Below are 17795 nucleotides of genomic sequence, written 5' to 3' on the forward strand. Positions count from 1 at the left end.
TATTATTATATAAGAATATCAAAAAAACAGATTAAATAAAGCATTATTTTATAACGAATTTCTTTCTATTAATAAAAACTTGTAGCAAGGATTTACCTGATGATTCTATGAAAAGCCCATTCGATTTTAAAGTATTAATTGTTTAAAATCCGACAAAAAACTGCTTTTGCCACTGTTGCGTTCTGTACGCTTGAAACGACATGCAGATGGTTGATGGTGGATACAAGCGAAAACCTCGCTTGCCACCCTGAAAATTGGTAGATACAATAGCATACGTTTGTAGTTCTGATTTGTTGATAATGAAAAGATGCTGCTCATGTGCATCTTCAGAAGCAAAAATTACGAAAAAATCAAATATATCTGATGCATCAAAAGGTCTCGTTTTTTGTGTGAATAGATCACGTATCCAGATCGCTACAAAAAAGCCATCTTTTTTAGGTGTCTTTTTCGCTTTTCTGAATAAAATGATTCTATTGTTTATTACGAATGAGCATGCATCATACTCACCACCTTCTTTATCAATGATCATATTTTCAAGACTTGATGAAGAAAAGTATATTTTTAAAAATTCAAAAGCACCAAGCAGATTTTCAGGACTGACTTGATTATTCATCTAATATGCTTTTGCAACAATAATGGTATGTACGGGTTTATTGGTGCAAACAAAACATTCAGGGTTTTCAATCGGTTCTTTTATGATGCATCTGACTGTTGCTTTATACAACTTGACTTCTGCTTCACATGCTGAAGATCCACACCATGCTGTTTTGAATACACCGTTTTGCGCATCCATCAATGGTCCAAATTCAGCAAGCTTGGCACTACTGTTGATTAAATCCGTAATGCGTTTTTCTGCTGCTTGTAGCATCTGTTTGTGAATAGATTCAAGCGTTTCCTGTATTGATTCACGAAGCTTTTGAAAAGGAACAAACTGTTTTTGCCCAGTCAATCGTGTTACCATGCACACCTGAGAAAGCGCCACATCTTTTGGACCACATTCGATACGAATCGGAACACCTTTGAGCTCCCATTTAAAGAATTTTGCGCCTGGTGTCTGATTTTCAGATAGATCCACCAAAACACGAACATTCTGTGCCTTGAGCTCGGCTGCAACATTTTGACACGCATTAATAATTGCTTCGTTGTTTTCCTGTGCTTTCAAAATGGGGATAATGACCACTTGAATTGGGGCAATGCGTGGTGGCAACACAAGACCTTTTTGATCGCCATGTGTCATAACCGTAGCACCAATTAATCGTGTAGTTACGCCCCAACTGGTTAAAAATGGATAGGCAACAGACCCATCTTGTGCCTGAAATTTCATATCAAATGCATGAGCAAAACTTTGGGACAAAAGGTGCGAGGTGCCCATCTGAAGAGCTTTTCCATCCTGCATCACCCCTTCGAAGGTAAATGTAGTAACTGCACCGGGAAATTTTTCACTATCAGTTTTTTCACCAATGATAACCGGGATTGCAAGGTAATTATGTGCAAACGAAACATATTCGCCCAACATCATCTGCGCTTCCTGCTCAGCTTCTTTGAGCGTTGCATGTGCGGTATGCCCTTCTTGCCAATAAAACTCAGTTGTTCGCAAGAATGGCCTTGGTCGCATCTCCCATCGAACGACGTTTGCCCACTGATTTATTTTTAATGGTAGATCGCGCCATGACTTGATCCATTGCGCAAACATATAATGAATAATCGTTTCTGAAGTTGGACGAACCACGAGCGGTTCTTCTAACTCTTTTCCGCCTGCATGAGTGACGATTGCAAGTTCGGGGGCAAAACCTTCCACATGCTCAGCTTCTCTTTTTAGAAAGGATTCTGGGATAAATAATGGAAATAAGGCATTTTCATGCCCTGTAGCTTTAAATCTTTCATCAAGGACTTTAACCATCTGTTCCCACAGCGCGCAGCCATACGGACGTACAACCATTGTTCCTCGAACAGGAGAACGATCGACCAGTTCAGCTTGAAATATGACTTCCTGATACCATTCTGCAAAAGTATCTTTTAAGTTTGGCAGTTGTTTCATACATCACCATGGAAAAGATTTAAATAAAAAAAGCTACTTTCTTCAGTATATATATACTTTTGTAAAATTCCACCTTATAATACTATAGTATTTCAGAAGTTGCCACACAAAATAGGTTTTACCATGCAAGTTCATCTATTCTTCTTACTTTTAACAGGTCTTATGAGTTCATGTAATGCGCAATATGTGACGTTTTATGCACACGGAGTCGCCGCAAATAGCCACCAGCTATTCAGGTTTTTTGTTAAAAAATACACAAAACCGAACGGTCAAAAGGTTGTAAATAAACATCATATTTTTTATCCACCCTACGTAACTTTTAATTTTCCTGATTCAAATTATGCAAAACATCGAGAAAAAGAGCTTTTTTTACCCCTAAAAAAAATATTTCGCCTCATGGTTCGAGGCAATTATAATCACACAAGTCTTGCACAACTTCCCGAGGTTCTGCATATGAATGCGATTTTCAAAAACAAGCTTAAGCCAGATGACAAGGTGATTTATGGTGGTCTTTCGCGTGGAGCGTCTATATTTTTTACATGGATTACCGTTGCAAAGCCAACCAATGTGGTTGCAGCAGTCCTTGAGTCGCCTTTTGCTCGGATGGAAGATGTTATAAAGTTAAAGATAAAGCAGTTTGGTTTGGACGGCATATTTCCTGTTTCATATGGCCATACCATTATGGAGACGATATTCAAAAAATATAAGCGAAATGGTGCAACTCCGTTGGACTGTGCACCTTTTGTGGACAAAGAGATTCCTATTTTAATCGTTGCTTCAACAACTGACTCTCTGATCTCATGGAAAAGCTCGTTTGAACTCTATAAAACGCTCAGAAAATCCGGTCACGAAAAAGCACATTTTTTACTTCTGCACAACGGTTGGCACGGCTTTTTGATGGAGGGTGCAGATGCACCGATTTATGAAAAAACGGTTCATGCATTTTACAAGGCATACAACTTGCCACACGACCAGAAGCTTGCCGAAGCTGGACAACATCATTTTGAAAAATGTACACCGGCGTGGCAGTAGATGCTTTAAATACCAGCTTTAATATAAAGACCAAAGTAATTTTTTTGGCTTTGCCCCGTTTTGAAACCTTTTTTGTATGTGTATAAACAGTACAATGTATTATTTCCTTGATCAAATATGGATTTAACAACAGAGATGTCATGTGTTTTTAACGTATTCTGCGGCTGAATGGAGAATGAAAACTGAGTAGGTTGTGATGGTTGCGATTGTACAATTTCATAGGTGAGCATTTCTTTCTTTTCAAGTTTCCACTGCTTTTCATGCTTTTTAATAGTACAATAACAGTCATCGTAAACAAGTAGATAGCCATCTTGAATGTAATGAATGTCAACTGGTGTTCGGTGATCAAAAAATGAACGAATATACTGATTTGGTGTTTTGTCTTCTGTAATTTTAAAAAATGGAATAAGGCTCTTTTTGCCTTTGCTGCTAATTTCTATAATACTTTTCGTGCTTTCTTGAAAAATCGCAACTTTACTTCCATTATTGTCAATAACAGCTGCGGGCAACATTTTTTGATCTATGTTAATCGGTAATTCGAATACATCATACTCATTTTTAAAATCATATTTTTCTCCCCTTTGATGCAATTGAAAGCCAACTTTTACCATAATAGTTTTATTAAAAAATCCATTTTCTTCTGCAAAAACCACTGTTTTGTTTTTAGCGTCAATCAAATATGCATTCTTAATCTCTTTTACGTTCTTTAATTTAGCTTTACCAGTTGCTTTACTGTTTTTCCAAAATCGTATGTTCCATCCACTGTCAACAAAGGTATTTTTTCGTCGTTCTGATTGTGTCACTAGTATGTCAGCATCAACCTTTTTTGATCCCACAATCAACTCATTATGTAAGTCTTTTTCATTAGTATCGACGTCTTCTGCTTTAACCAGGCTGTCAGTAGCTTTTTTTTTTACTTGAAACAAATTTGATAAATCCACGGTCGCTTGAGTAAATGACTTTCCATTTCGAAAAATAACTTTAATCTTATCATCTTTAAGCAACATATCCATAAATTCAGAGCTTTGATTTATTACCCCATTCATTTTACTCCCATCAAAATCAATGTATTGGGCATAAATGTAAGGTATCCACGACCAAACAACCATCAAAATCACTGATTGAATCGAATATTTTATCATTTTCAAATCCTCTTTTCCTTCATTTCTTCTTACGCATGTCATTACGATTTTTTATTCTTCATCCTCTATTTCTGCAGCTTCTTTATCTTTCAATACATATTTAAAAATATGGAAAACGTTTTTCTTATTTTTAAAGCGAAAAAAACTACTTTTCTCTTCTTTTTCTTTTCCTTTTTCAAACAGTTTTGCATATCCTATTCCATATAACGTATTATTTTTTTCATCAAACAATGACTTTTGCATTGTAATAATGGTATCACTTGAAGAAAAGAGCCTGTAATCTATCAATTCCAACCTATTTGATGATTGTTTTTCCAAAACATAGTAAGAATCATCATATAAAAGCATATATCTGGTACCTGCACAACATATTGCAATGGGAGTTCGGTGCAGCAGCACGTTTTGAAGATAGGACCATTCATCTTTGATCATTACATTTGACATGAAAAGAGCATTTTTTTCAATTTTGTGTGTTTGAATATCATAAGAGATATGCACAATTTTTTTTAAACTATCTTGAAAAAGCAGCACTTTAACGCTATTTTCATCTTTTCTTATAAAACAGGCTGGCAAGAGTTTTGAACTGGTACCCGCCGGAAACTCAAAAACTGTTGTTGTATCTTTGAAAGTACCATTATTTTTATTTAATTCAAAACCGATTTTTAGTTCTAATGAACCATGTAATGCTTTTTTTTCAGCATAGACACAAGTATTATGTTTAAAGTCCAGTAAAAAAGCTTTGGTTATTTTTTTAAACGGTTTTTTAGGATTTTCGTCACCAGTCACATCCCACGCGTGAATATTCCAGCCCAAATTAAAACCAAGCTGCGACTCGATATTAAAACGCGATTGAGTTAACAGCAGACCATCATCGTAAAACATTTTTTCAATCGGTTGATTATGCGCTATGAATGGGTTTGATTGAGTGGTTTCCGTATCAGTTACTGTTACTTTTTGTACAATCGACTCATGTTTTGATAATGAAAGGGTATTGTTTTGCTTGCTTTGTTGGTCAGCTTTAAAAAAACTGTTATTGATAGTATCAGTTTCAAGGACGTAGGGTGATCCTGAAAAAGATTCAATGTCCCCTTTTTTTAGCTCTTTTTGCTCAGTTAATTCTTCTGGATCGAGCGTTTTGCTAACATAATCATTGCTCTCATTTGCATTTCTGTTTCGTGATTTTAAGATCAGCTTTAATGAGGTTACATTTTTGTCTGCAGTATAATTACCAAGTAACTGATGAATCTGTAATGGATCTTTGTGAGATACATATATGTAATTATTCCTAATTAATTCTTTTTCTTCTTTTTCCATGCCAGAAATCGAAAAATATGATATTACAAGAATAAACTTTACCATTGTAAACTGTTTTATGGTCATCAAGGCTCCTTTGGGTCGATTATACTTACAACAAAACTACTCAAGTTAAAAGAACAAAAACAATGATTTTTCTTCAAAACCAACTTAAACAGGTATCTAAAAACCACTATTCATTTTTTCTGTTTTTTTAATTTTCTTTTACACAAAATATTTTTTTAAACGCTCACGTTAAAAAAACACAATCTTTGAAAAGGACCTTTTAATGGTACTTTCTGAATATTTCGTTCAATCAGCATTACAGTTTAGAAAATTTTTTTACATTATTTTTTTAAAAAATTTTGTTCAAATATTGATTTTCATTTTTGAATTCGTGTACGATAGTTAATGAATATAGAAATGGTTACAAAAACCAGAAAACAAAAAAGGAGAAGTTACTATGTCAGAAATGCTAAAAAGCGCAGAAGAGCTTGCAACCAAAAAGCCAGCTCGTCGCAAAACAGCTGCAAAGCGTAAAGCAGCAACAACGCGTACCAAGACGGCGAAAAAAGCAGCTCCTAAACGTAAAGCAACTGCCAAAAAAGCTGCTCCTAAACGCAAAGTTGTAAAAAAAGCAACTGCAAAACGTCGCACAGTTGCAAAAAAAGCAGCTCCAGCACGTAAGCGAGTGGTCAAAAAGGCTGCTGCAAAGCGTAAAACAACTTCAAAAAAAGTCGCGTCTAAGCGTAGATCAACCACTACTACTACTACTACTAAAGTTGCTGCAAAGCGTCCTGCTAAAAAGCGTATGGCAAAACGCCGCATGACGGTAGCAAAAAAGGCTGCTCATTCAGCTAAAGCTCATGCAAAGCACGCTCGATAAATCACATTGCTTCTAAAAATTAAAGGACCAGTAAAGTCTAAAAAACTTTACCGGTCCTTTTTTCTTCTTCATAATAAAATAATAAAACACAGATGCTCATCATCAAAAACGATAGCCAAAATCCGCTCGGTAGCCGCTCTTTTAAAAAAAACCTACCAGCAAAAGCAGAAATTAATGGTATGGTGCATCCTGAAAGGGCAAGAAGGGTTGCGGAATACCTTTTCAATAAATAACCATATAATGGATATCCGATTACATGAGTTATTATAATTAAGACGACAATATGAAACATGGCAGTAATAGCAATTGAGCTGTCAACTGAAAAGAAATAGTTGAAAAAAAGATAGATCTGATCATTCATATAACTCGGATCTAACTTAAAAAGTGGCTGCTGATATGGGGATACTTTTTGTACCGCAATCTGCAACAAACTGAGACATCCCGCACCCAACAGTCCAATCATGTTCAAATTTAAAGGGCTATACTTTTTTTCAATGATAAGTCTTTGCATTAAAAGCCAGCCATATGCCCCAAAGAACACCGAGAGCAAAATTGCAAGTCGAGCATACAAAGTAACCTCAAAAACATTGATTAGATCTGTGTTTTCAAAATCAAACTCAAGAATAGGCCACAAAGAAGCAAAACCAAAAAATAGTGTTAGTGATTGCAAAAGGCTAATCGTTTCTTTGAACATAAAAAAACCAATTAAAGCTGTTGATAGTGGCATTAAATTGTATATTAGAGAAGATTCAGAAGACTTAACAAACTGTAATCCCCAGTTGTCAAAAACAAACGATAAATAAAATGCAATAAAAATAAGTAATGCAAGCTCTTTAACGTCAGATTTTTTTATCTTTGGTAGGTTATTAGTAAAATATTGGTAGAAAAATAAAACAAGACCTCCAATAAGAAACCGTGCACACATAAGCATGATAGGACTCATGTACCAGAGGGCTGCTTTTGAAAAAGTAAAGGTAACTGCCATAAGTAGGTTAAAGAGAAAAATATAGATAATCATCTTGGTGCATTATTCGTTTTTGCCTTCTGCATCTACAACCAGGTCATTTTCGATTACCCGAACTGACTCAATACCGATTGCTTTGCCCGTTTTTATATCAACAGTAACAACGACTCCTGATAAAACTGCTGGTACCGTGGTATCTACTTCAAACTTTGAAGGCATTTGTGTAACAAATTGGTTAACAACTGAGTCTTTCTTCATTCCTAACATTCCATTGAGTGAACCAATCATGCCAAGATCAGTTATAAAAGCGGTACCTCCAGGTAAAATTCGATGATCTGCTGTTTGTACATGTGTATGGGTACCAAAAACAGCGCTTACTTTTCCTGTAACGTAATGTGCAAGCCCCATTTTTTCAGCGGTCGTTTCTGCGTGAATATCAATAAAAATAATATCCGTTTTTTGCTTTACAAAGGGAATTAATGATTCTACTGCTTTGAATGGACAGCTGAGCAGTTCCCGCATAAATACCCGCCCCTGCACATTTATGACTCCAACTGTTACGCCATGAGCCGTATTAAAAAAAGCAGCTCCTGTTCCGGGAGCTGCTGATGGAAAATTTGCAGGACGCAAAAGATCCTTTTTTTGATCAAGGTATGCATAAATATCTTTATTTTGAAAAATGTGATTGCCAGATGTAATAATGCTAGCACCATTTTTTTGAAGAAACTGGACATTTTTCGTTGTTATGCCTCGGCCAGTGCTACTACAGTTTTCGCCATTTACAATAATACCATCCAGTTGATACTTTTTTTGTAACAGTGCACTGTGTTTTTGAAACATCGTTCTACCGGTTATGCCGACAATATCTCCAAAACACCCAATATTAATACTATCCATACGTTACCTTGCATACTCAACTGATCTTACTTCTCGGATGACATTGACCTTAATTTGACCAGGAAAATTCATCTCTTCTTCTATCTTTTTTGCAATATCACGTGCCAAAAGCAGCGCCTGTTCGTCATCAAGCATTGTTTCTTCAACGATAATTCTAATTTCGCGCCCTGCTTGTAACGCATATGCTTTTTTCACCCCACTAAACGTACCTGCAATCTCTTCAAGCTTTTCAATTCGTTTAATGTAAGCAGTGAGTGTTTCTCTTCTTGCACCCGGCCTTGAGGCGGAGATTGTATCAGCGATGCATACGATAATTGCATAAAGAGAATTGAAAGGTACCTCTTCATGATGAGCAGCAATGGCATTTACAATAATATGATTTTCCCCACATCTTTTTGCAATCTCTGCTCCAATTTGTGCATGTGGTCCTTCAACTTCTGCAGTTACCGCTTTTCCAATGTCATGAAACAGCCCACCCCTCAGAGCAGTTGTTCCATTAAGTCCAAGCTCTTCGGCAATCATGCGTGCAAACATTGCAACTTCTTTTGAATGCACAAGAACATTTTGTGAAAAACTTGTTCTAAAATGCAGTCTACCCAGATTAGTAACCATTTCTGGATGGACCCCTTGTAAATTAAATTCAAGAATGGAGTTTTTTCCCATCTCCTGTATAATCTCTTCGATTTCTTTTTCAAACTGTTGCACCGTTTCTTCTATTTTTGTTGGATTGATCCGACCATCATTGACCAACTTTTCCAATGTTCTTTTTGCAACTTCTCTTCGAATGGGATTAAAACCGGAGATAGTAATATCCGGTGTCTCACCTATAATGAACTCCATGCCAGTCGCCATTTCTAACGCTTTTATGTTGCGCCCTTCTTTGCCTATAATACGGCCCTTCATGTCTTCATTTGGCAAATGTACAATACCAGACGAAGCCTCAATGACCTGATCTGCTGTGTACCGTTGCATCGCAGTCAAAAGAATACGTATAGAACGCTCTTTTGCCATCTGTTTGCTTTCTTCTTCAACTTTTTGAATCCATTTTTGTGATGTTAACTGAACTTCGGATTCAAGGCTATGCAATAAGGTTGATCGTGCTTCATCTTTACTCATACTTGCTACCTGTTCAAGCTTGGTAATAAGTTCGGTGCTCAGGTTTTTTAACTTTGATTCATTTGCTCTCAACATATCTTCAATTCTCAAGAGGCTACGCTCTTTCTGTTGTAGTTCTCGTTTTGTATCATCAATTTGAATCTCTTTTTGATCGAGCATTTCTGTACGAGACGTTATTTTTGCCTGCAGCTTGTCTACTTCTAATCTATCACGCTTGAGTTCTATTTCAAAATCTTTCCTTTTGCGATACAACTCATCCTTTAATTTAATCGCTGCTTCCCTTTTTTCAGTTTCAATTTCATGCTTAATATGCCGCATTTTTTCTTCAGCATGTCTGAGTAACAGCTTCGACTTTCTATAAGACCTGAAAGCCATATAAAATACTATGATTAAAATACATAAACAAAATAGTAAGAGCATAAAGGTCATTGGAAATGCTATGCTTATCATGATACCTCCTCTAAATGTAGGTTTTTATCATGAAAACACTCTGTAAAACACTCAAAATAGTATAAAACTTTTCATACACACAAGTCACTTTAGATTCTTACACAAGTGAGTCAATAATATTGACTGCCTGTTCAATCTGTTTTACTAAAGATTCTTGAATAGTCAAAGTTGTTTCAGTTTCAGATTGTAAAGACCTTAATGCATGAGCAAACTTAATTGATGTAAGCACAGCAAGGGTTGTCTGATTTGTTGTATTGTGCATCTTACTTTCAATCTCTTTCATCGTGCTTTCAACAAGCATGGCCACAGTGGTCAATGACTCATAAGATTCATCGCTTACTAAATTATACTGATTTCCATATATTGTGACAGCAACAGATTTACGTTCACCATTCATCTCAAATCTTCACTTTCCATCAATGCATCTATGCTTTTTATTAGATCATCAACAACAAGTTTTGCCAATGACTTCTCTTCAGTCAAACTACTTAACTCTTTTGAATCACTTTCTAATGCTGCTTCAAGAGCTTTTAGCTTTGATGAAAAAAACGCGTTATCCTCTGCAAGTTGGACATTTTCTGATTTCAAACTCTCAATTTCAGCTTTTAATTCGCCAGTAACTTTTTCCAGATTTTTTTTCTGCTTTCCTAATTCAATTGACAAATTAACCAGCTGATTTACACGATCTTCAAGGGCTTCGAGCATTTTCATATACGGGCTCCATTTGTTAAGGATACTTACTATAACAACTAAAGCCCAGTCTATCTAGCGTAACTTGTGAAAGTCAAGCATGTAATTTTTCTGCGATACTGACAACTGCTTTAAAAGCTTCTGCTTCTAAGATAGCCATCTGAGACAACATTTTTCTATTCAATGTAATATTAGCTAACTTCAGTCTATGCATGAAGACTGAATAGGACATACCGTATTGCTTTGTTGCTGCACTAATGCGACTAATGAACAAGGCTCTCATTGTTCTTTTTTTAAGCTTTCGACCTTTAAACGCAAACGCCCATGCCCTCATCAACGTCTCATGCGCACGACGATAAATATTTTTCCTTTGTTGCCAAAATCCTTTAGTTAACTTAAAGAGCCTTTTATGGCGACGATGTGCGCCAACTCCACCTTTTACACGTGACATCTTGTATCCAATCTTTTCAATATTTTTTTATAAAATTAACTAATCAACTAGCACTAAGCATAAGGCAATAACGCTAAAACATTTTTAGTATCAACTGCACTCACATAAGCTGAGGATCGCAATTGGCGCTTTTTTTTCCTCGTCTTATGAGTTAAAAGATGGCGACGGAAGCCCTTGCCACGTTTCACAAGAGGCTTTTTTCCACCAGTTTTTTTAAATCTTTTTTTAGCTGCAGAATTTGTTTTTAATTTATACATTGAGGCAACTCACTATTTTATATTTTTAAGGTAATACATTCGTGACCAAAGCTTTGATGATATATCATCCTTTTCCTGGGAGACATTATCCATCATTCCTTCTTTTTCAAGACTCGCAGCTATTTTTTGAAATAGCTCACCACCGCGCTCTTCTCGAGACGAGTTTTCCCTTCCCCTGAAAGACAGTGTTATTTTAACACGTTTTCCTTCTTTGAGAAACTGTATTATTTGCTTTAATTTTGTAAGATAATCGTGCTCACCAATCTTTGGTCGTAACTTTACCTCTTTAATTTGAATGGTTTTATGGTTCTTCTTTGCATCTTTCTGTTTTTTCTTTTTTTCATACAAAGACTTACCCAAGTCCATTATCTTTGCTATTGGAACTCCATCTTGACCAGACTCAGAAATGATTACAAGATCAAGATTTGCATCAAGTGCCATCTGCATGGCCATATCACGTGATACAATGCCTACATTTTGACCTTCATGCGTAATGAGCTGCAACCGAGGACTTTTAATTTTTTCATTTGCAATATGTCCGACATCCTTGGATGCCTGACTGCCATTTTTTATGTTATTATTCACCACTTCCTGTACCCTGTTCTTCATCTTCAGATGCTACGATTAAACTTTTGTTACCATGCGTGGCCATTGCTGCACGAACCTGCTTGGAAAGCTGTACCATTACATCTGAATGTTCCTTAAGATATTCTATTACCTGTTCCCTACCTTGCGCAATTTTTGTGCCATCACTGATAGCAAACCACGATCCTGACTGCGTAATAACTCCATAAGCGATCGCAGCATCAAGCAGATCCAGTTCTGGACTAATGCCTTGATCAAAAAGTAGATCAACTTCAACTTTTTTAAATGGAGGCGCTACCTTATTTTTTGCGATTTTTATTGATATTCTATTACCAACAGCAACGTCTTTGCGCTTTAAACTTGCAATTCGTCTTACTTCTATACGTAAAGAGGCATAGAACTTTAACGCCTTTCCGCCCGTAGTTGTTTCTTTTGGAGCATTGGGCATACCTCCAATGGTGTGTCGAACCTGATTTATGAAAACAAGCACCGTCTTTGACTTATGAACCACAGGGGTTAACTTACGCAAAGCCTGAGACATAAGACGTGCTTGCAGGCCAACATGGGCATCACCCATATCTCCTTCAAGCTCCGCTTTTGGCACCAGTGCTGCAACGGAATCTATAACAATCAGATCGACCACTCCTGACCTGACAAGCATTTCTGCAATATCAAGTGCCTGCTCACCATAGTCAGGCTGAGAAATGATCAATGAATCTGTGTCAACACCAAGTTTTTGCACATGGACAGGGTCGAGGGCGTGTTCCGCGTCGATGAATGCACACATGCCACCATTTTTCTGTGCCTGTGCAATAACATGCAAGGCTAACGTAGTCTTACCTGAAGATTCCGGCCCATACACCTCAACTATACGACCACACGGAAATCCTCCAACACCAATTGCATGATCTATCAAAAGCGACCCCGTGGATATAACTTCTATCGGCTGGTGTGGCTGCTCCCCAAGAAGCATGACTGCACCATTTCCATACTGCTTGTCAATTTGAGCGAAAGTTACTGCAAGCATTTTTTTCCGCAGCTCCGACTGATTTTCAACAGCTAGAGATTTTTGCGATGACTGATTAGCAACGTTTTTCTGTTTCATACAAAATAATCTTCAATAGGAATGTTAAATGACTCATTAACTTTTATTGTAGCAGTTCTATGTAAAGAAGCAATCATTCCCTCTAAAAGTGCATGTTCAAACTGTTGTGACAAATTAGTTTTGTCCTCGAGCTTAAGCTGTAGATCATGAGGTGGCACACAGGAAGCACAATACACGAAACATGCACCTTTTTTATTCATCACACTCAACAAGGAGCCCTCTTTTTCAATATCCATAAGCTCTTGTAGATGAAGCCCCTTCTTTTCCAGCATGGACGTAATTTTCTTGTCCTTTTCTGCATGCTCATCTAAAGAGATTGTTTCCACTGCCAAATTGAATTTTTGAGCAACAGACTCTAATGCAGCCTCTTTTAAAAAAGCTTGAAAATTATTATAAGTTTTTTGAAGGAGCTGCGCCCCTTGCAATATATACCAGTCATTTTCAACATCTTTTTGCACATCTACAAAAGGTGGCAAAAACTTTTCTGCTTTACCAGTAAGTTTAATCAAAAACCCTGTATTGCCAAACATAGAGAACGTAGCGTCGCCGTTATTTTGTAATCCAAAGAGACTTTTAACGTACTGCTCCTTACTTTTTAACGTAAGGTCTTTTGCTTGAACCTGCTTTGGATTGTACATCCCAAGAAGCATCTTAAGCTCCTGTTCGTCAATAATACCATCTTTCAAAACAGTTTTTATAGCTTTAGAAAGACTCTCATTGAATTTTTCTTTTGATAAAATAGATTCAATGGACTTTTTTACGACACTCAATGGCTTATAAGATTTTGCCGTTCTTTCTACCAACTGTAAAATCACAAAACCAGTTTCTGTAGGTATGACGGGGGAAATGTCACCTATTTTTTTAAGTGCAAATGCAGCCTTATATACACTATTATTCTTCTCACCATAAACCAATGGGGCAATCAGTCCACCATTCTTTGCAGATTCATCTTGTGAATATTTTCTTGCATACTCAGGAAATTTTTCAGTATTCAAGAGAAGCTCTTCTTGAAGTGCTCCAATTGAAGGCCTATTCTGAACTTCTTCCATCGTATAAACGATTTGGCGAACCACTGCTGTAGACTGTTTTTCAACAAACTTTTGGTTCTTATGTTCAGCATAATACGCCTCTATCTCTTTCTGATCAAAATCGGCAACGTAATCTTCAGGAGAAAATTTCCAAACTGTGGCAGATCTGCGTTCTGGTACATAATAGGTCTGAGAAGTCCTATTTTTTTCATTATAAAAATTTTCAAGTACCGCTGCATCTACTTCTTCTGCTTTTGCACGATCAAAAAATTCCTGCTCACTCAAGTGAACTATTTTTAACTCTTTTTTCCCATACCGTGCATTTTTAAAAAAAGTATATTCATGCTTTGGCGTATAAGAAGAGGCTCGAATAAGTGCTGAAGCAACATTCCTTCTCAAGCCAGAAGAAACCATATCCAGGAATACATCCGAAGACATGCTACGCTTTTGCAAGAATATTTTTACTATATTTTGATTAATTCTTCCGTCTGAATCATATAAAAATGCAGGCACACTATCAGCAAGATATTTCTGCGAAAAGTCCTGATTATTGATCTTTTCAATGGTTAGCTTGGAAGATGCTTTTAGTTGCAGTCTATCTGCATAATCTGACAATAAAGCCTGTTTAATTATTGTATCAGTTGCAAGTTTTCTGGGGTCATTGCTCATCCCAAAGGACTGCAGCAACATATCGGCAAACTGACCATACTGAGCCCTAAAATAACTTAACCGTTCTTGTTGCTGAGACACCATATCTTCAAAATATCCCCGCTCAATTATTGTATCATTTATCTTTAATGCCCACGGCCTTGTACTTTGTTTTAATATCATTGGCAAAGAAAAAAGGCCAACCAATGCTACCCCAATCAATACCATGATCACTTTTATTAACTTATTTTGAAGATATCTTCTTATTTTTACAATCATTTCAACCTTTCACACAGATTACATTGTATCTTTATCAACACTGTTTGACCTCCAATATGACTGCACAGTCGTGTAAACACCATCTGCAAGCGACCCTTTTTGCATCTGTAAGCCATACTGCAATAAGCACGATCTGTATCCTGCAATATATGATATAACAGCAACAATTAATATTACAGCCATCATAAATACGGTCAATAGTGTAGCCTCTCTTTTTGTTAATGTACACATTGACTCTTCATCTTTTTTATATATCATCTACAAGCCCTTCACAATTTTCCGCTATTCGTATCACAGTAATGTGATCTCTCGCAACAGTTTCTTCTAATTTCTTTTTTAACCTTTTCCAAGAAGTGCGTTGCCTTTTTGCATATGCATAGGTTGTTTTTTTTATCGCATCTATTTGTTGATGGCTTAGTTCAGCTGTTTCTGCATTTGCAATAATATCGTACCCGCACAACTTTTTTCTTCGCACAAACTGCTTCCACTCATCAGGCAGTCCCAAAACCTCTTCAACCCACCCCGCTTCTAGCATCATGTCAACGCGACGATCAATTCTTTTTCGCAGCTCTTTCTGACATCTTTCAAGCCATATAATCGATATATCATCTACTACGGGATTATAACGGGGCATGCATTGAGAGGGAAGTACGCCATAGCTGTACCACAACGAAAGCGCTCTTTCGATTCTATACTCATCAGATGGATGTATTTGTGAAGCTCGCACAGGATCTATGGCATGCAACTCTGCCCACGTTCGGCCAGCAACATCTTTTGACCTTCCTGTATGTTTTATTGCTGGCACTAATTCGAAAAAAAGCGCTTCAATATAAAACATGCTTCCACCAACCAATACCACCTTTTTATTCTCGGCATGTATCGACTCTATAGTTTCTTTCACTTTTTCTCGATATCGTACCACATTCATGTCTTCAGGTATTTTCAAACAACCATACAAATGATGCTTTATACTAACCTGGTTCATGTCGGGCTTTGCTGTGCCAATTGACAGTCGATCATACATCTGACCCATATCTATATTGACAATCTCTGCCACGATCTTTGCTGCAAACTTATCTGACCAATCGCTCTTTCCTACTCCCGTTTGTCCACATACAACGATTGTCTTCATCTGTTTCTTTATCTTATGAGTGACCTTACCCTTGCAATAGCGACCTCTTGTGCCATGTTCTCTACAATTGCAATCTCTTCAGCTAACATTTTCTCAGTCTCTTCAAGTACCTTCTTTTCTCCAAACGAAAGCTCCTTTTTCTTTTCAGAATGCCTGAGATAATGATAAATAGCACCAACTTCTTTCAGATCACCAGTTCTAATGCTTCCCATATACTTCTTATTCCGCTTATTCCAGTTTACCATTACACCATCTTGCTGAACTGCAACATAAGGCTTTGATAATAACTCATACACACACGCTACACTGTCGTTGGAACTTAGTCTCCTTAACCCGACGGCTTCTGACTGTCCTGTCGGAACAAGTACCGTGATATCCTTCCCAACAAATTTCAATTCGTAAAACTCTTCTTTTTGACCATTGATTAACTTTACCTGTATATCATGCACGATCGCTACCCCATGGCCTGGATATACAACTTTTTCTCCTTTTTGATATACCAACCACGTCCCCTTTTTCTCTCTTAATTCCTTTTTATGGACTATAGTTTATCACATTACACGCAGCCTTCAAATACCAACAGCCAATAGCTCGATCAACTCTTTTGACCAGTACCTATTTGCAATATCAATCACTCTATCAGACCACACATTTTTCACGTCCAACCCAACTTCGTTTCTATATTGATTCACCAAATACTTCACCAAGTCCAAATCATTTCTCCTCAAAGCCACATGCAACGGAGTCTGCCCATGCTTATCCTGCAAGGACAGCTTACAACCTTTCAAAACCAATACATCTACAAGCTCTTTTTTGTCACTAAAAGATAACAGAGAAGATCCTACAACAGCATGCAAAGCCGTGGATCCATATATATTTTTTTCATTCACGTCTATATCGTCATGCTCCAATAAATATGATGCTATTTCCTTCATGCCTCTCAATATACTTACCTGCAAAACTGTGTAATCAAACCAGTCAATACCACTCTTTTTTGTTCTAGCTTGCGGCTTTTTACGCAAATAATCCTTTATTTTCTCCTGATCATCACCTAACAAAACCAGGAAAACCTCCTCAACACTAACCAAAGACGCACACTCTTGATACCCCCAAACTTTTTTATCCATGAGCTTGTAAATCTCTGTCAACCCTAAGCCATTTCCGACCTCCCTTCCGGCAAATTTCTTTGCCTTATCGATAATTTCCTTATTCAGCACACAAGACAATCGTTGCCAGAAAAACTCCATATTGTCTCTACTGCCTTCAGAAACGACCTCATCAACCACACTCTTACCAAAAGTATCTACACTGCCCAAAGAAGCACCATGCATCAAAAGCTTTATCAAAACATCTATTCTCCTTTTTTGATCCTTTATCCTTGCTGCAAAATGAGCCGCAGTCTTACCATCATTATTCTTTAAAGCAATGTCTGGAAAAAAAGACAAAAGGTCCTTAAAAAACATATAAGACCGTTCTCCATCACTATTCAAGACGGCAAAATGCAAAGCTGAGGAACCATCCGAAAAGACACCATCCAAACCTATGCCAACCTCCAACAATCTTTTACATCCATCATAATCAGCACTCCTTGCCTTGAGCGCAAAGAGTTTTTTACTTTTTTCATACTCAGTCTGACGAACCTGATCATCACTATCTAAAAATTTCACAAAACACAACGTAATACTAAAAAAAATCATCAGTACTCTTATTAATACAGAATAAAAAACAGCATTTCTTGGATTCATTACCATCTCCTCATTTTCACAAAAAGAAGGTTAAAAAATATAGCATAAAGAAAACAA

At 36.9% G+C, this 17795-nt stretch carries 20 protein-coding genes; 2 read left to right on the forward strand and 18 right to left on the reverse strand.

Features of this window, described 5'->3' with window-relative positions:
* Positions 1–142: 142 nt before the first annotated feature.
* Positions 143–613, reverse strand: a complete 471-nt coding sequence (locus IPG37_02180; protein ID QQR54208.1) for a MepB family protein — start codon at positions 611–613, stop codon at positions 143–145.
* Positions 614–2038: a proline--tRNA ligase gene (locus IPG37_02185; protein QQR54209.1), complete on the reverse strand. Its 1425-nt coding sequence runs from the start codon at positions 2036–2038 to the stop codon at positions 614–616.
* Between the two features lie 123 nt (positions 2039–2161).
* Here IPG37_02185 and IPG37_02190 point away from each other — a divergent pair, with 123 nt between their 5' ends.
* Positions 2162–3070, forward strand: coding sequence for a hypothetical protein (locus IPG37_02190; protein ID QQR54210.1), 909 nt, complete (start codon positions 2162–2164; stop codon positions 3068–3070).
* 5 nt (positions 3071–3075) lie between these two features.
* Here the strand turns inward: IPG37_02190 and IPG37_02195 are convergent, their stop codons facing one another.
* Together IPG37_02195 and IPG37_02200 are read right to left on the reverse strand one after the other, a co-directional pair.
* Entirely contained in the window at positions 3076–4212 is a 1137-nt protein-coding gene (locus tag IPG37_02195; GenBank protein QQR54211.1) for a hypothetical protein, read from the reverse strand.
* 51 nt (positions 4213–4263) lie between these two features.
* Positions 4264–5571 (reverse strand): hypothetical protein, encoded by a 1308-nt coding sequence (locus IPG37_02200; protein ID QQR54212.1) that lies wholly within the window; start codon positions 5569–5571, stop codon positions 4264–4266.
* A 397-nt stretch (positions 5572–5968) separates the two neighbouring features.
* Between IPG37_02200 and IPG37_02205 the strand changes: the two genes are divergently transcribed.
* Positions 5969–6391, forward strand: coding sequence for a histidine biosynthesis protein HisIE (locus IPG37_02205; GenBank protein ID QQR54213.1), 423 nt, complete (start codon positions 5969–5971; stop codon positions 6389–6391).
* Positions 6392–6428: 37 nt separating this feature from the next.
* Here IPG37_02205 and IPG37_02210 read toward each other — a convergent pair whose 3' ends face one another.
* The 14 genes from IPG37_02210 to IPG37_02275 form a co-directional block, all read right to left on the reverse strand.
* A complete protein-coding gene (locus tag IPG37_02210) occupies positions 6429–7409 on the reverse strand; it encodes a DMT family transporter (protein QQR54214.1) in 981 nt (326 codons plus the stop codon).
* Between the two features lie 9 nt (positions 7410–7418).
* Positions 7419–8252, reverse strand: a complete 834-nt coding sequence (locus IPG37_02215) for a TIGR00282 family metallophosphoesterase (protein QQR54215.1) — start codon at positions 8250–8252, stop codon at positions 7419–7421.
* Positions 8253–8255: 3 nt separating this feature from the next.
* The gene (rny, locus tag IPG37_02220; GenBank protein ID QQR54216.1) at positions 8256–9818 is read right to left on the reverse strand and encodes a ribonuclease Y; all 1563 of its coding nucleotides are present in this window, start codon (positions 9816–9818) and stop codon (positions 8256–8258) included.
* A 97-nt stretch (positions 9819–9915) separates the two neighbouring features.
* Positions 9916–10215 (reverse strand): cell division protein ZapA, encoded by a 300-nt coding sequence (gene zapA / locus IPG37_02225; protein QQR54217.1) that lies wholly within the window; start codon positions 10213–10215, stop codon positions 9916–9918.
* The gene (locus IPG37_02230; protein QQR54218.1) at positions 10212–10529 is read right to left on the reverse strand and encodes a hypothetical protein; all 318 of its coding nucleotides are present in this window, start codon (positions 10527–10529) and stop codon (positions 10212–10214) included. The genes zapA and IPG37_02230 overlap by 4 nt, the downstream gene beginning before the upstream one ends.
* A 73-nt stretch (positions 10530–10602) precedes the next feature.
* Positions 10603–10959, reverse strand: a complete 357-nt coding sequence (gene rplT, locus IPG37_02235; GenBank protein QQR54219.1) for a 50S ribosomal protein L20 — start codon at positions 10957–10959, stop codon at positions 10603–10605.
* 53 nt (positions 10960–11012) lie between these two features.
* The gene (gene rpmI, locus IPG37_02240) at positions 11013–11216 is read right to left on the reverse strand and encodes a 50S ribosomal protein L35 (protein ID QQR54220.1); all 204 of its coding nucleotides are present in this window, start codon (positions 11214–11216) and stop codon (positions 11013–11015) included.
* 12 nt (positions 11217–11228) lie between these two features.
* Positions 11229–11825 (reverse strand): translation initiation factor IF-3, encoded by a 597-nt coding sequence (locus IPG37_02245; protein ID QQR54221.1) that lies wholly within the window; start codon positions 11823–11825, stop codon positions 11229–11231.
* Positions 11794–12906, reverse strand: coding sequence for a recombinase RecA (gene recA / locus IPG37_02250; protein QQR54222.1), 1113 nt, complete (start codon positions 12904–12906; stop codon positions 11794–11796). The genes IPG37_02245 and recA overlap by 32 nt, the downstream gene beginning before the upstream one ends.
* A complete protein-coding gene (locus IPG37_02255) occupies positions 12903–14861 on the reverse strand; it encodes a SurA N-terminal domain-containing protein (protein ID QQR54223.1) in 1959 nt (652 codons plus the stop codon). The genes recA and IPG37_02255 overlap by 4 nt, the downstream gene beginning before the upstream one ends.
* 18 nt (positions 14862–14879) lie before the next feature.
* Positions 14880–15119, reverse strand: a complete 240-nt coding sequence (locus tag IPG37_02260) for a hypothetical protein (protein QQR54224.1) — start codon at positions 15117–15119, stop codon at positions 14880–14882.
* A complete protein-coding gene (miaA, locus tag IPG37_02265; protein ID QQR54225.1) occupies positions 15109–15993 on the reverse strand; it encodes a tRNA (adenosine(37)-N6)-dimethylallyltransferase MiaA in 885 nt (294 codons plus the stop codon). Before miaA ends, IPG37_02260 begins: the two co-directional genes overlap by 11 nt.
* Positions 15994–16001: 8 nt before the next feature.
* On the reverse strand, positions 16002–16496 hold the full coding sequence (locus tag IPG37_02270; GenBank protein ID QQR54226.1) for a hypothetical protein: 495 nt from the start codon (positions 16494–16496) through the stop codon (positions 16002–16004).
* Positions 16497–16562: 66 nt separating this feature from the next.
* On the reverse strand, positions 16563–17738 hold the full coding sequence (locus IPG37_02275) for an ankyrin repeat domain-containing protein (GenBank protein QQR54227.1): 1176 nt from the start codon (positions 17736–17738) through the stop codon (positions 16563–16565).
* Positions 17739–17795: the final 57 nt, after the last annotated feature.

The organism is bacterium (assembly GCA_016699125.1).
GTDB lineage: Bacteria > Babelota > Babeliae > Babelales > Vermiphilaceae > AWTP1-30.

Excerpts from the sequence above, each read along its gene's own strand:
- IPG37_02180 (QQR54208.1), bottom strand. The coding sequence starts at position 613 with ATGAATAATCAAGTCAGTCCTGAAAATCTGCTTGGTGCTTTTGAATTT.
- IPG37_02185 (QQR54209.1), bottom strand. The coding sequence starts at position 2,038 with ATGAAACAACTGCCAAACTTAAAAGATACTTTTGCAGAATGGTATCAG.
- IPG37_02190 (QQR54210.1), top strand. The coding sequence starts at position 2,162 with ATGCAAGTTCATCTATTCTTCTTACTTTTAACAGGTCTTATGAGTTCA.
- rplT (QQR54219.1), bottom strand. The coding sequence starts at position 10,959 with ATGTCACGTGTAAAAGGTGGAGTTGGCGCACATCGTCGCCATAAAAGG.
- IPG37_02260 (QQR54224.1), bottom strand. The coding sequence starts at position 15,119 with ATGATATATAAAAAAGATGAAGAGTCAATGTGTACATTAACAAAAAGA.
- IPG37_02275 (QQR54227.1), bottom strand. The coding sequence starts at position 17,738 with ATGAATCCAAGAAATGCTGTTTTTTATTCTGTATTAATAAGAGTACTG.
- IPG37_02230 (QQR54218.1), bottom strand. The coding sequence starts at position 10,529 with ATGAAAATGCTCGAAGCCCTTGAAGATCGTGTAAATCAGCTGGTTAAT.
- miaA (QQR54225.1), bottom strand. The coding sequence starts at position 15,993 with ATGAAGACAATCGTTGTATGTGGACAAACGGGAGTAGGAAAGAGCGAT.
- IPG37_02205 (QQR54213.1), top strand. The coding sequence starts at position 5,969 with ATGTCAGAAATGCTAAAAAGCGCAGAAGAGCTTGCAACCAAAAAGCCA.
- IPG37_02245 (QQR54221.1), bottom strand. The coding sequence starts at position 11,825 with ATGAAGAACAGGGTACAGGAAGTGGTGAATAATAACATAAAAAATGGC.
- IPG37_02210 (QQR54214.1), bottom strand. The coding sequence starts at position 7,409 with ATGATTATCTATATTTTTCTCTTTAACCTACTTATGGCAGTTACCTTT.
- IPG37_02200 (QQR54212.1), bottom strand. The coding sequence starts at position 5,571 with ATGGTAAAGTTTATTCTTGTAATATCATATTTTTCGATTTCTGGCATG.
- IPG37_02195 (QQR54211.1), bottom strand. The coding sequence starts at position 4,212 with ATGATAAAATATTCGATTCAATCAGTGATTTTGATGGTTGTTTGGTCG.
- IPG37_02255 (QQR54223.1), bottom strand. The coding sequence starts at position 14,861 with ATGATTGTAAAAATAAGAAGATATCTTCAAAATAAGTTAATAAAAGTG.
- IPG37_02215 (QQR54215.1), bottom strand. The coding sequence starts at position 8,252 with ATGGATAGTATTAATATTGGGTGTTTTGGAGATATTGTCGGCATAACC.
- rny (QQR54216.1), bottom strand. The coding sequence starts at position 9,818 with ATGATAAGCATAGCATTTCCAATGACCTTTATGCTCTTACTATTTTGT.
- recA (QQR54222.1), bottom strand. The coding sequence starts at position 12,906 with ATGAAACAGAAAAACGTTGCTAATCAGTCATCGCAAAAATCTCTAGCT.
- rpmI (QQR54220.1), bottom strand. The coding sequence starts at position 11,216 with ATGTATAAATTAAAAACAAATTCTGCAGCTAAAAAAAGATTTAAAAAA.
- zapA (QQR54217.1), bottom strand. The coding sequence starts at position 10,215 with ATGAATGGTGAACGTAAATCTGTTGCTGTCACAATATATGGAAATCAG.